Source organism: Phycisphaeraceae bacterium (assembly GCA_019636655.1).
Taxonomy (GTDB): domain Bacteria; phylum Planctomycetota; class Phycisphaerae; order Phycisphaerales; family UBA1924; genus JAHBXB01.
Genome location: JAHBXB010000002.1, coordinates 1 through 11,957, shown reverse-complemented (window position 1 = coordinate 11,957; position 11,957 = coordinate 1). Strand labels below are relative to the sequence as shown.

12 protein-coding genes and 1 tRNA gene are annotated in these 11,957 nt (G+C 69.4%); 4 read left to right on the top strand and 9 right to left on the bottom strand.

What is annotated here, in order from left to right:
- Positions 1-975: 975 nt before the first annotated feature.
- The 5 genes from KF745_05465 to KF745_05445 all read right to left on the bottom strand — a co-directional run bounded on the left by KF745_05465 (position 976) and on the right by KF745_05445 (position 5,545).
- Positions 976-1,203 (bottom strand): hypothetical protein, encoded by a 228-nt coding sequence (locus KF745_05465; protein MBX3357858.1) that lies wholly within the window; start codon positions 1,201-1,203, stop codon positions 976-978.
- A gap of 360 nt (positions 1,204-1,563) precedes the next feature.
- Positions 1,564-2,052, bottom strand: coding sequence for an STAS domain-containing protein (locus tag KF745_05460; protein ID MBX3357857.1), 489 nt, complete (start codon positions 2,050-2,052; stop codon positions 1,564-1,566).
- A gap of 95 nt (positions 2,053-2,147) precedes the next feature.
- Complete coding sequence (locus KF745_05455; protein ID MBX3357856.1) at positions 2,148-2,399, bottom strand: hypothetical protein; 252 nt, start codon at positions 2,397-2,399, stop codon at positions 2,148-2,150.
- A 164-nt stretch (positions 2,400-2,563) separates the two neighbouring features.
- A complete protein-coding gene (locus tag KF745_05450) occupies positions 2,564-4,843 on the bottom strand; it encodes a response regulator (GenBank protein ID MBX3357855.1) in 2,280 nt (759 codons plus the stop codon).
- Between the two features lie 117 nt (positions 4,844-4,960).
- On the bottom strand, positions 4,961-5,545 hold the full coding sequence (locus KF745_05445) for a hypothetical protein (GenBank protein ID MBX3357854.1): 585 nt from the start codon (positions 5,543-5,545) through the stop codon (positions 4,961-4,963).
- Positions 5,546-5,844: 299 nt separating this feature from the next.
- Between KF745_05445 and KF745_05440 the strand changes: the two genes are divergently transcribed.
- A tRNA-Ala gene (locus tag KF745_05440) sits at positions 5,845-5,917 on the top strand.
- 43 nt (positions 5,918-5,960) lie between these two features.
- A complete protein-coding gene (locus KF745_05435) occupies positions 5,961-6,323 on the top strand; it encodes a DUF1428 domain-containing protein (protein ID MBX3357853.1) in 363 nt (120 codons plus the stop codon).
- A 14-nt stretch (positions 6,324-6,337) separates the two neighbouring features.
- On the opposite strand, the gene KF745_05430 is transcribed toward KF745_05435, so the two are convergent.
- Entirely contained in the window at positions 6,338-7,561 is a 1,224-nt protein-coding gene (locus KF745_05430) for a metallophosphoesterase (GenBank protein ID MBX3357852.1), read from the bottom strand.
- A gap of 240 nt (positions 7,562-7,801) precedes the next feature.
- On the opposite strand from KF745_05430, the gene KF745_05425 reads away from it, so the two are divergent.
- Together KF745_05425 and KF745_05420 are read left to right on the top strand one after the other, a co-directional pair.
- Complete coding sequence (locus tag KF745_05425) at positions 7,802-8,491, top strand: class I SAM-dependent methyltransferase (GenBank protein ID MBX3357851.1); 690 nt, start codon at positions 7,802-7,804, stop codon at positions 8,489-8,491.
- A gap of 58 nt (positions 8,492-8,549) precedes the next feature.
- Complete coding sequence (locus KF745_05420) at positions 8,550-9,533, top strand: sodium:calcium antiporter (protein ID MBX3357850.1); 984 nt, start codon at positions 8,550-8,552, stop codon at positions 9,531-9,533.
- 13 nt (positions 9,534-9,546) lie between these two features.
- Here the strand turns inward: KF745_05420 and KF745_05415 are convergent, their stop codons facing one another.
- From KF745_05415 to KF745_05405, 3 genes are read right to left on the bottom strand one after another with little or no spacing between them, the layout of a single operon-like run.
- Complete coding sequence (locus KF745_05415) at positions 9,547-10,056, bottom strand: DUF4199 domain-containing protein (GenBank protein ID MBX3357849.1); 510 nt, start codon at positions 10,054-10,056, stop codon at positions 9,547-9,549.
- A gap of 42 nt (positions 10,057-10,098) precedes the next feature.
- Positions 10,099-10,548: a hypothetical protein gene (locus tag KF745_05410; protein ID MBX3357848.1), complete on the bottom strand. Its 450-nt coding sequence runs from the start codon at positions 10,546-10,548 to the stop codon at positions 10,099-10,101.
- A gap of 38 nt (positions 10,549-10,586) precedes the next feature.
- Positions 10,587-11,675, bottom strand: coding sequence for a TerC family protein (locus tag KF745_05405; protein ID MBX3357847.1), 1,089 nt, complete (start codon positions 11,673-11,675; stop codon positions 10,587-10,589).
- Between the last annotated feature and the right edge of the window lie 282 nt (positions 11,676-11,957).

Genomic DNA, 11,957 nt, shown 5'->3' with positions numbered 1-11,957 from the left:
TGGCAACTAGGCTGGGTTGGGTGGATTCTCCTCCCTCTGATGTCTGCCCCCACTCACCCATCAGGCGAAGACTCGTTCACAACTCGGCTCGCCAAGCTGGGCTGTTGCCGCGCGCTCGCATGGTGCGGACTCGGCGGCGTCTGGGCGGTGTCCACCGCGCTCCTGCTGTGGTGCTATGCCCACGGCCGCGCGATGCACTTTCAGATGGCGATTGACCCGCACAGTGCCGGCCGGTTGTCGCTGGCAGCACTCGCGCTCTCGTTCCCAGTATGGCTCGGCTGCAGTCTGTATGTTGTCGCGATCAACCGCTTGTCCTGCTCACTCGTGGAGCAGGCAAGGCACGCTCGACAGGCCTGCCTGCAATGCGGCTACGACGGCGCCCCTGCACGCTGCCCCGAATGCGGGCATGCATCGTCCGATTCATTTCACCCTCGTGCGCGCACCAGGCTCGCTATGGGTATCTCGCTGGCTGCGTACGGCGTGGCGCTCGTTTGTGCCGCAACAGCAGGCGAGGCGTTGGCAGCACGGCATGATCGCGGTGTCATGGAGGCGGCGCAGCAGCACTTCGCGGTGCGGGGCACCGCCGCCCCATTTCGAGCAGCGCGACCATGGCCCGTGCAGTACATCTCTGTTGTCGTATTCCCCAATGGACGTGTGGAAGTCGTAGATTGAGCAGAACGGCGCCCCGCTCACAACACACACCACCTTCCGGAGGGCGCCGCGCTTATTGCCTGAGGCGAGCGCCCCGCTCGCCTCAGGTTCAGCCTCCTTCTTCCCACCGCCCTGCGGGCGGACGAACATTCGCCTCCGCCCTCAGCAGGAGAGGTGCCGGAGAGGGCGGCAGCCCTCTCTGGCATGGCGACATGCGCCCCCTCACCACACACAAGCGCCCCTGTGCGCCATTTCGCGCTAATGCTTGCACCCCGCCCCCCGCCAACTACATTCCCCTTCATGCACCCCGCATCACCACCACCATCACCGCAGCCCCAAACGCCCGACCCCGCACCCCTTCCTCGAAAACCCCTCGACCCCAACGCCCTCATCCTCGACCTCGTCGAAGGCCTCACCGTCTCCGACATGTGCGACGCCCACCAGCACAAGCCCACCGAGATCCTCGAGGCCCTCTGCTCCGAGCCCGTCAAGAAAGCCCTCGACGCCATCGAGCAGATCTCCCTCATCCAGGCCCGCGTCTACGTCGCCCACGCCCTCCCCGCCGCGCTCCGCACCCTCGGCGGCACCCTCCAGCCCGGCCGCTCCCCCGTCGAGCGCCGCCGCGCGGCGAGCCAGCTCATCCGTCTCGCCGGCATCACCCCGCCCTCGCGCACCACCGCACCACCCCGCGCCCGCCCCGATTCACCGCCCCCGCCTCCTCCACCACCTCCCCCCGACCCGGACCCCGCCGCCCTCGCCCCCAAGCCCCCCGACCCCGCTCCCCCATCCCGTGGCGGGCCATCCCAGCCGCCACCCCACGCGCCAGCCCCCACCGCGCGCGGCATCACACTGGCCAATGGCCAGTGCTTGCCCTTGTTCCTTGAGTGCCCATCCCCCGATGCGAACCCGCCCCTACGCCGCCTGCTCAACCAGGTGGATTGCGTGCAGCACGTCGCGCTGGATCGGGAACACCTTGTCCAGCCTCGTCAACTTGAACAGCACCTCGATCGACCGCTGCGCGCTCGCGATGGCGATCCGCCCGCCCGCCGCCTTCACCGCCTGCAGCAGCGTGATCAGCATGTTCAGGCACGCCGAGTCGAGGTAGTCGACGTTCTGCAGGTCCAGCACCAGGTTGTGCACCCCGGGGTGGTGCGCCAGCAGGTCCCGCAGGTCGTGCAGCAACTCCGCCACGGCCGGCGCCGTCAGGTGCCGTTCCATGATCGTGACCACCGCCGTCGGACCCAGCAGATCGAAGGTGAACAACTTGCCGCCGCTCGCACGCGCCGGCCCGCCGACCCCCGTGGCCTGTCGCTCGGCAAGGGGTAGATTCGCCTGGGCGCCCGCCGTACTCGGCGTCGCATCACCCAATGGCCCAAGCCGCTTGAGGATTTGCCGGAACATGATTCGCGTTGACCGTTCAGGAGGTGGTTCAGGAGCCTGAGGCCGTCCGCCGCGGACCACGCGCCCGACGCGGCGGGTCGTTCTTTGAATGGGGCTCACGCGAGTCTCGGCTGTGTCCTGGGGGGCAATGGGGTCGCCAGCATCTGGGGGGTGTCGCTCCGAATCGCACGAGCAACCGGGATCTCGGGGCCGCCCGCCAGCCCGTTCTCCCGCTTCGCCTCTCCGATCGTCGGCTGCACCGCCGGTGCCGCCGGCTCCAGCCGCCGCGCCCTCGCGGCGTCGATCGACCGGTCCAACTTCCCGAGGATCGACTTCACCTGATCAAACGCATGCTTGGAGGTTGACATTGACCGGCTCCCGATCGAGTGTGCGGTTGTTCGACTCCCCGGCTATCGGTCGGCCGTCGCACCGTCTTGTCCGGGCAAGCCGGGGAATCGCGGCGGCCGCGGCAAGCCGTGACGCCTGTGCCGCCCCGGCCGGGCACGCCGCCGTTATCCAGCCGCGCCCGTCGCTACGCCGCCGCCCTCAAAGGTCCGCTTTCCCCGGCCTCGCCCCGGGCCGCCCACCGCCGGCACGTCTCCAGCAGCCGCCGCCGATCGATCGGCTTGGTCAGGTAATCGTCGCACCCCGCCCCAAGGCACCGGTCGCGCTCATCCGCCAGCACGTGCGCCGTGATCGCCACGACCGGCCGCGTGTACCCCGCCGCGCGCAGCTCCCGCGCCGCGTGGTACCCGTCCAGCACCGGCATCTGCATGTCCAGCAGCACCACGTCGAACGCCCCCGCCAGCGCCGCCTCCACCGCCTGCCGCCCATCCTCCACCACCGTCACGCGTGCCCCGGCGCGCTTCAGCACGTGCGAGATCAGCCGCCGGTTGTCCGCGCCGTCGTCGGCCAGCAGCACCGACGCCTCCACCCGCACCGCGCCGGGCTTGCCCGCCGCATCGCTCCGGGCGCCCGGCGCCGTTACCATCGGCCCATCGGCCACGCCGCCGGTCCCCACCGTCAGCGTGAACTCGCTCCCCTTGCCCGGCTCGCTGGCCACCTCGATGTCGCCATCGAGCGCCCACGCCAGCCGCTGCGAGATCGCCAGCCCCAGCCCGGTGCCGCCGTAACGGCGCGTGGTCGAGGTGTCGGCCTGCGCGAAGGGCCGGAAGAGTTTCTCGACCTGGTCCTCCCGCATCCCGATCCCCGTGTCCGAAACGGTGAACCGCACCCGCGGCCCGCGCGCCGATTCGGCCTCGTACCGCACACCCAGCCGCACCCCGCCGCGAGAGGTGAACTTGATCGCGTTCCCGACCAGGTTGAGCAGGATCTGCCGCAGGCGCGTCGGATCGGTGCGGACCATCGCAGGAACGGGGGTTTCGAACGCCAGCTCCAGAGCAAGGCCCTTGTCCGCCGCGGCGTCCCGGACCATGGCCGCCACGTCGCCCGCGACGTCGGCGACCGAACAGTCGATCCGCTCGATGCTCATGGCGCCGGCCTCGACCTTGGAGAGATCGAGGATGTCGTTGATGATCGCCATCAGGTGGTCGCCGCCGCGCTTCATCGCGCCGGCGTATTCGCGCCGCTCGGCCTGGGTGGACGCCGGATCGCACAGCAGGTCCGCGTACCCGAGCAGCGCCGTCATCGGCGTGCGGATCTCATGGGACATGTTGGCGAGGAACTGCGACTTGGCGATGCTCGCGGCCCCTGCGGCCCGGGACGCGGCCTCCAGCTCGCGGGACTTGGCCGCCAGCTCGCCCTGCGAGGTGCGGATCCGGTCCAGGAAGCCGTTGATCGCGCCGGCGAGCGCCGCGATCTCGTCGCTGCCGCGGACCGCGATCGGGGCGATCAGGTCGTCGGGCGAGTTGGCGTTCGCGACCGCGCGTGTCAACCGCTCAAGCCGGGCCACGACCGCCCGGTGCACCAGCACCACGCACAGCACCCCGAAGACCACGCATACCGCCGCGATCGTATAGATGAGGTACCAACTGCTCCGCACCCCCTCGGCGTACACGCTCCGCGGCTGCACGGCCCGCAGGAGCAGCGCCGGCTTGCCGAAGAAGTCGGCCGCCGCGGCGTACGAGCCGATGCGTTCCGAATCGAGCGGGGACTCGACTCTCGTCGCGCCATAGTTCAGGCGGAGCATCGCGGCGCGCATGTCGGTGGGGAGATTGCGGTCGTTGATCGGGAGCGCGGTAAGCTGAACGGTCGACTGGTGCCCGATCCGTTCGATCTCCGAGCGGTCGAGGAAGCGGCAGAACAAGAGCGTGCCCCGCGCGGGCTTGGTGGCCGTGTTATCAAGGATCGGGCGCGACGAGACCATGAGCGGGCCGGACTCGAGCATGACCAGGCCGGCGCGGCCATCAGCGCTGCCGGGGGGCGCCAGCAGCGGACTGCCGGGCGTGAAATACCGGTCCAGCCCCGCCGGGATGGGGGCGCGAGCGCCGGCCTCCAGGTCTCGCCCAAGGGCGTGCTGGACGCTGCCGTCGGGCCGCAGGAAGACGATCGCACTCAGGCCCAGGTTGGCCAGCGCCATGTCGTGGACGTTCGAGTCGATGAACCGCTGGGTGGGTTCGCCCATGTACTCGTACGAGTCGTCCCACTGGGCCCAGTCGGCGGCCTTGGAGTTGAGCGTGGTGAGCGTGCGCTTGAGGGCGCTCTCGACGCGGCCCATCGATTCGCCGGCCTCGCGGTCGTCGGCCCGGAGGAACCCGACCATGTAGACGCGGGAGACGGCGACGTAGACGGCGGGGATGAGCAGCAGCGTGGCCGCGGCGCAGGCGAGGATAAGTTTGGTCTTGAGTTTCAACAGAGGCGCTCCCCGGAGCGCCGGGGTGGCGCCGGTCGTGGTATCGACCACGTCCGCACCGCGCTGAACCGGGCGGGGCGCCGGTGCCGGGCGCGGGATGGTTATCGGCGGCGCTCGTCACAGGCCCTCCGGGGGCGGCTTGGGGGAGTAGGGCATCAGGAAGACGCCGCGGACAGGGGTACGGGATCGGCGAGGGACGATTCGTTCGACGTGGACCGCGAGATAGGGATCGGGGATCGCGATGCCGAAGGCGCGGATTGGGCCGTCGGCGATGCGGGCGCGGAGGGTGAGGCGGAGGACGGCGTCGTCGGTGGACGGGAAGTTGGGGTCGTAGATGTGGACATCGACCTGCGCGTCCGGACGGGTGGTATAGGCGTACGCGAGAACCTGGTGGTTCTGCCAGAGGGCGCCGGGGCGGTTGGGGCCGACGAGCACGAGGCCAAGGGACGTGGGGCGTCCCTCGTCGAGGCTGGCCCGGATGGACGGCCACTGGTCGCCGGTGAGGCGCGCGACGCCCGCCGGGCCGGAATCGGGGAGGGTCATCCACCGGGCGAACCTGGAGGCCTGCGAGAAGGCGGCGCCGAGCGAATCGGTCTGGCGGGCGTAGATGAACGCGTAGAGCGCGGAGCCGCGGGCGGGGACGGAGAATTGGGAGGGGATCGGCCTCGCGGCGAGGAAGTAGTCGGCAGCGGCCGCGGACATGCCGCCGCAGAGGCCGAACGTGGAGGGGAGGTTGAGGCGGCCGGCGAGGGCGGGGGCGTCGAAGGGGAGGGGCGAGCCGGTGAAACTGTTGACGAAGCGGAAACCGTGGAGAGAAGGCCTGAAGGTACGGGCATCGCGTGCGGTCGGAGGCTGCGGAGACGCCGCAGGGAGGGCGGCTGTGAGAAAAAGGCACGAGGCAAGGAGCAGGGGCAGCAGGATGTGATGGAACCGGGCTCGCTTGACCGTGGAAGGTGGCGCACTGAGAATGGACCACGCTCGGCGGGACGTTCCGCCGCGGCGGGGCGGTAACTCAATTGGTAGAGTGCCAGCTTTGCAAGCTGGAAGTTGGGAGTTCGAGTCTCCTCCGCTCCATTGTCGTCGTCTGAGCATCAGGTGCCCCCTCTGGAGAGACCACATGGCGCGTTATGTCGATGGGTTCGTCATCCCGGTTGCGACCAAGAACATGGCTGCGTACAAGACGCTGGCGAAGAAGGCCTCGAAGTTGTGGAAAGAGCACGGGGCGCTGGAATACCGCGAGTGCGTGGGCGAGGACCTGGCGGTGAAGCTGGGGGCGCCGTTTCCGAAGGTGCTGAAGACGAAGAAGGGGGAGACGGTGGTGTTCTCGTGGATCGTGTACAAGTCCCGGGCGCATCGGGACCGCGTCAACGCGGATTTGATGAAGGACCCGCGCCTGACGGCGTTGTGCAACCCGAAGAACACACCTTTTGATGTAAAGCGCATGATGTACGGCGGGTTCGAGGTGATCGTCGAGGCATGAACGGGGTTTGGGGGTCAGGTGCGCCGGAAGGGGAACGAGCCGATCTCCTTGCCGGAGAGGTCGAGAACGGTGACGAGAAGTTGGCGGCGGTCGGCCGCGGCGCGGATGACGGTGGCGGTGGGGGGCGCGGGGCCGCCGCCGACGAGTTGGGCGTAGGGGCGGTCGCGGTCGGGGGGGTGGTACGCGAACTCGTGGACGTGGCCGTTGATGGCGAGGTCGATGCCCGCGGCGGCGAGAGGGGCGTGCCACTTGTTGCGGCAGTCAGCGTTGCTGGCCTTGCCGTGGAGGGGGATGTGGAGGATGGCGACCTTGAATGGCGCGCTGCGGAAGAGGGGGTCCTTGAGCGTGCCGTCGAGCCAGAGCCGCTGTGATTCGCGGTAGGCGCTGAACTCGCCGAGGCCGGCGTAGCCGGGGTGGTTGTCGTCCTTGTCCTCGCCGGTGTCGAGGACGATGAAGGCGACGGGGCCCTGGCGGAGGAGGTAGTGGCGCTTGCCACCGGGGACATCGATGAAGGCATCGAGGGAGCGGGCGTGGATGCCGCGGACGTCGTGGTTGCCGCTGACGAAGCAGAGGGGGGAGGTCGCGGCGTAGGGGAGGTTGGGCGGGGGGCGCATAATCTGCTCGACGATCTGCGGATCGGAGCGGACGTCGTTGAAGATGTCGCCGTTCCAGAACGTGAGGTCGGCGGGGGCGGCGTTCAGGAAGGAGGTGGCGGCGGCGAGGGTCTCGGGGTTTTCGTGGGTGTCGTTGATGACGGAGAACGTGGCCTTGGGGCCGCGGCCGGCGTCGAGGGTGGTGAAGGAGAAGGTGGAGGAGGCGACGGGCTCGCCGCGGCGGATCCTGTACGCGCTGCGGAAGGAGATGGGGCAGATGACGACGCGGTAGTGGTAGCGGGTGCCGGGCTTGAGGTTCGTGAGGCGGATGCGGTGGACGCGGCCGGAGAGGGAGCGGAGGCCGTGGAGGGCGCTGTGGGTGACCTGGCCGAGGGAGGGGGTCTCGCCGAACTCCACCCAGGCGGTGGAGATGGTGTTGACGCAGATGAAGACGGTCATGCCGTCGGGGGCGGGGCTCTGGAGGACGGGGTGGCTGTCGAACGGGGGCGGGTAGGGGGCGGCGGGAGCCGGGGTTGGCGCCGGGGGATCATCGATGAGCGCGGCGGCGGCCTCGGCGGGGTCGAGCGAGTAGCCCGCGGCGAGGGCGGTGAGGGAGGCGGCGCGGAGGAAGTCGCGGCGGTTCATGAGGGCAGTGTACCGGAGCGGGGGCGGCGTCCAATGTAACTTGCGGGTATGTGCTGAGTTTTGCGGCGATTTTGCGGTGATAGGGGGAGACGCTGTGGCGGCGACATTCTCACGCGGCGATCGACCGGACGCCGATACCACCGACCCCGGAGATCACGAACAGAGGTTCGTACCACGATGGCACACAGCACTTCCATGCCGGCCGCGGCACCGCATCGGGGATCCAGCCGGATCGCTGCGTTGCGTGCACATCGAAAGGCTCTTTATGAATCAGGCAAGGCTCCGACGGCGTCCGGGGGGACGGTTGATGTGTATCCGTCGGGCCTGACTGAGGGTGCGGGGGAGTGCCTGCGAGACCTGGCGGTGCGCGAGCTGAGCGGCGGTGGGGGGCGCGAGGGGGGGCCGGCGAGGACGATCGAAGTGGGGTGCGCGATGGGGCTCTCGGCGCTGTTCATCATCGAGGCGATGCTCAGCGTTGAGGGGGAGGAGCGGGGGTGGCGGCACGTGGCGGTCGATCCGTTCCAGTTGGATCAGTGGGGTGACTCGGGGGTGCTGTCGGCGGAGCGAGCGGGGGTCGCCGATCGGCTCGCGGTGATCCGCGAGGATTCCCTGCTGGCGCTGCCGGGGTTGGCGGGGGCGGTGGAGAGCGGGCGTGAGGCTCCGTTTGACTTCGCGTTCATCGACGGCGGGCACCACTTCGAGAACGCCTTCATCGACACCTACTACATGTGCCGGATGGTGCGGCCGGGCGGGGTGATCGTGGTTGATGACGTGTGGATGCCGGGGATCGCGCTGGCGGTGTCGTACTTCGAGCGGAACCTGGGGGTGCGGCGGGAGGGGGTGGAGACGCCGGCGGCGAAGCGGTTTGCGGTGCTTCGGACGCCCGAGCGGGCGGTGCGGCGGGCGTGGGATCACTTCGTGCCGTTCTGAGCCGCGGGGCGGTCCTTGAAGCGGCTCTTCGGCGTGGCGTTGCAGGTATGCTGCGAGCGTGATTGCGCACGTGCTTCAGTTTTGCGGCGGGCTGGTGCTGCTGCTGGTGGGTGGGCGGCTGTTGGTCGCCGCGGCGGTGGACGCCGCGCGGCGGCTGGATGTGTCGCCGCTGGTGGTTGGGCTGACGCTGGTGGCGTGGGGGACGAGCGCGCCGGAGTTGGCGCTGAACCTGATTTCGGCGGGGAAGGGGCGGGGGAACCTGGCGCTGGGGAACGTGGTGGGGGCGAACCTCTGCAACATGGCGCTGGTGCTTGGGGTGTGCGCGCTGGTGAAGCCGCTGGTGGTGCAAGAGCGGCTGGTGCGCGTGGAGGTGTGGCTGAACGCGGCGATCCTGGTGTTCATGGCGGCGCTGGGGCTGACGTGGGGGTTCTCGAAGTGGGAGGTGGGGGTGATGCTGGGGGTGTTCGGCGGGTACAGCGTGTGGACGGTGATGTCGGCGATGATGGCGGCCCGCGGCGCCGGGGGGAGGGCGAAGGAGAAATCGGTCGGCGAGGACCCGATGATGGCGAAGGGGCCGATGAGCTGGATCATGATCGGCACGTGCTTCGTGGGCGGGCTGGCGCTCTTGGCGGGGGGCGGTTCGCTGGCGAGCGATGGGGCGGCCGGGATCGCGATCGCGCTGGGGGTGCCGGCGGCGATCGTGGGGGTGACGATCGTGTCGGTGGGGACGACGCTGCCGGAGATGGTGACGGGGGTGATGGCGGTGCGGAAGGGTCAGACGGATTTGGCGATGGGGAACGCGATCGGGTCGTGCCTGTTCAACGCGGGGGCGGTGTTCGGGCTTGTGGGGCTGATCGCGCCGCCGACGGTGGATGTGTCGCTGAAGATGCCGCTGGCGTACATGGCGGTGCTGGCGGTGGCGCTGGTGCCGATCAGCCGGACGCACGGAAAGACGATCTCGCGGTGGGAGGGGGCGCTGCTGCTGGGGAGTTACGCGGTGTTCCTCGCGGTGTCGGCGGTGGTGGTATCGAGGGCGGGGTAAGGCTGGCGTGGGTTCAGGGGGCCGTGGTGCGGCGGGCGCGCAGGAAGACCATGGCGATGGCGGTGATGAGGGCGCCCACCACGAGCGCGCTGATGGCGGACTGCGCGGCGTAAACAGGGAGCGTGAAGGTGCTCCGCGCGGTCTCGACGGCCTGGTCGATCTCCGCCTGGGACTTGCCGAGGTCGGCGAAGTGACGGCGGGTCTGCTCGACCATGTACTCGGGCCACTTCGGGTGGATCAGCGTGTAGTAGCCGACCTGCATGAGGACGGCGATGGCGGCGGTGATGAGCGAGATGAGGAGGCCGGCAAGGAGGCCGCGGGAGTAGGTCAGGTCGGGTTGGGCGCGGCGGATGCTGCGGAGGGCGGCGATCATGCCGGCGGTGGTGATGACGAGCCAGACGATGGGGACGATCTGGAAGAGCACCACGCCGCTGGTGTGGAGTCCGAGGTAGTAGGAGAGGTAGAGCCAGAGGAGGTTGGCGAGGCCGATGATGAGGCCCCAGGTGATGATGAGTCGTGTCATGGCGGCCTCGGGGAGAGGAGCGGGCGGGCGGCGCGCGGAGGATCAGACGGGCACGGATTCGAAGATCATCTTGCCGTCGGTGAGGCGGGCGAAGTGGGCCTCGATGTGGTTGAGGCCGGTGACGCGGTGGACGAAGGCGGCGGCGCGGACGAGGTCGGCGCGCTGGACGAGTTCGAGGCGGGGCTCCTTGAGTTCGAGGCGGGTGGCGTAGAAAGCGCAGCCCTGGTGGGCGATGAGGACGATGCGCTTGAGCTTGTGGACCTCGACGAGGAAGTGGAGTTCGTCGACGACGCCCTGCTCCTCGAGGTTGGCCTGCGGGTGCCCGGCGAGGCATGCGGGGCCGCCGGGGAGGCAGAGGCGGTCGTAGCGGGGGAGGGAGAGGCCGTTCTGGAGGAAGTCGTCGAAGTGCTCACCGAGGCGGCCGTCGGAGCAGTAGAGCGCGGCGGCGTGCATCCGGGAGACTTCGTAGCGGATGGGGCTGGTGTAGGGCATGGCCGGGTCCTTTCGGGCGGGATGAGTGTGAGGCTGGGTCATGGCTGCTTGGAGGCGGCGGCGGAGGGGGGAAGGAGGAAGGAGGCGGCGACCCCCGCGCCGAGCAGGCCGACGACGACGAGGAGCGAAACGCCGGTGTTGATCTTGAGTTGGGTGTGAACGAGGAGCATCTTGACGCCCACGAAGAGGAGGATGAGGACGAGGGCGGGCTTGAGGTAGTGGAACCTGCGGAGCATGTCGGCGAGGAGGAAGAAGAGGGAGCGGAGGCCGAGGATGGCGAAGACGTTGGAGGTGAGGACGAGGAAGGGGTCGCCGGTGATGGCGAAGATGGCCGGAACGGAGTCTACCGCGAAGACCAGGTCGGTGAACTCGACGACGATGAGGGCGAGGAAGAGCGGGGTGGCGGCGAGGCGCGTGGCGTCGGCGTGACCGGGGCGGGGGATGCGGGTGAAGAAGTGCTGGCCGTCGTGCCGGGTGGAGATCGGGAAGAGGGCGCGGACGATGCGGACGAAGAGGCTCTTGTTGAGGTCGGTGTCCTCGGCGCGGCTGAGGGCCATCTTGATGGCGGTGAAGATGAGGAACCCGCCGAAGAGATAGGTGGTCCAGGCGTAGCGCTGGATGAGGGCGGCGCCGAGGGCGATCATTCCGCCGCGCATGACCAGGGCGCCGAGGATCCCCCAGAAGAGGACGCGGTGCTGGTACATCGGGGGGACGCGGAAGTAGGAGAAGATGACGGCGATGACGAAGAGGTTGTCGACGGAGAGGGACCACTCGACGATGTAGCCGGCGAGGTACTGGCCGGCGGCGGTGGCGCCGGAGACGGTGGTGAACTCGCCGGGTCGTCCGACGATTGGGACGTCGAGGCCGAGGCCGAGCCAGTGGCCGTTGTAGGCGAAGTAGATGAAGAGGGTGAAGGAGAGCGCGCAGGTGGCCCAGACGACGGACCAGGTGGCGGCTTCGCGGAGCGAGACGACGTGGGCGCGGCGGTGGAAGACGCCCAGGTCGAGGGCGAGGAAGACAATGATGAGAGCGATGAAGCCGGCGTACAGCAGGGCGATGCCGGGGTGGCCTGCCGGGGGCGCGGAGAGGAGGGTGAGGAAGGCGGGGAAGAGCGGCGTGGGGGGCATTCGGGGGGTTCCGGCTCGCGAGGACAACCAAGCCCGGGCCGCTTCGCGCGGGCGGAGCGGGCTTGTGTTGGTCTTGCGCTTTGCGTTCCGGAACGAACGCAACGGGCGGCCGGGGGCACCCCGAGGGGGTTGCCCCGTGTTGACGACCGGCCCGGCCCGCCTGGCGACCGCCCGGTGGAAAGGGCGGCGGTGCGGGAGGCTACTCCCCAGCACGGATCAGGGGGAGGGTAGGCGGGGGGGGGGGGGGGGGGGGGGGAGGGTGGTTTGGCTGTGCTTGTCGTG

What these genes read in the sequence shown, in the direction of transcription:
- KF745_05460 (MBX3357857.1), bottom strand. Translation starts at nt 2,052, where the DNA reads ATGTTCCGGCAAATCCTCAAGCGGCTTGGGCCATTGGGTGATGCGACG.
- KF745_05430 (MBX3357852.1), bottom strand. Translation starts at nt 7,561, where the DNA reads ATGAACCGCCGCGACTTCCTCCGCGCCGCCTCCCTCACCGCCCTCGCC.
- KF745_05445 (MBX3357854.1), bottom strand. Translation starts at nt 5,545, where the DNA reads ATGTCCGCGGCCGCTGCCGACTACTTCCTCGCCGCGAGGCCGATCCCC.
- KF745_05405 (MBX3357847.1), bottom strand. Translation starts at nt 11,675, where the DNA reads ATGCCCCCCACGCCGCTCTTCCCCGCCTTCCTCACCCTCCTCTCCGCG.
- KF745_05435 (MBX3357853.1), top strand. Translation starts at nt 5,961, where the DNA reads ATGGCGCGTTATGTCGATGGGTTCGTCATCCCGGTTGCGACCAAGAAC.
- KF745_05415 (MBX3357849.1), bottom strand. Translation starts at nt 10,056, where the DNA reads ATGACACGACTCATCATCACCTGGGGCCTCATCATCGGCCTCGCCAAC.
- KF745_05410 (MBX3357848.1), bottom strand. Translation starts at nt 10,548, where the DNA reads ATGCCCTACACCAGCCCCATCCGCTACGAAGTCTCCCGGATGCACGCC.
- KF745_05455 (MBX3357856.1), bottom strand. Translation starts at nt 2,399, where the DNA reads ATGTCAACCTCCAAGCATGCGTTTGATCAGGTGAAGTCGATCCTCGGG.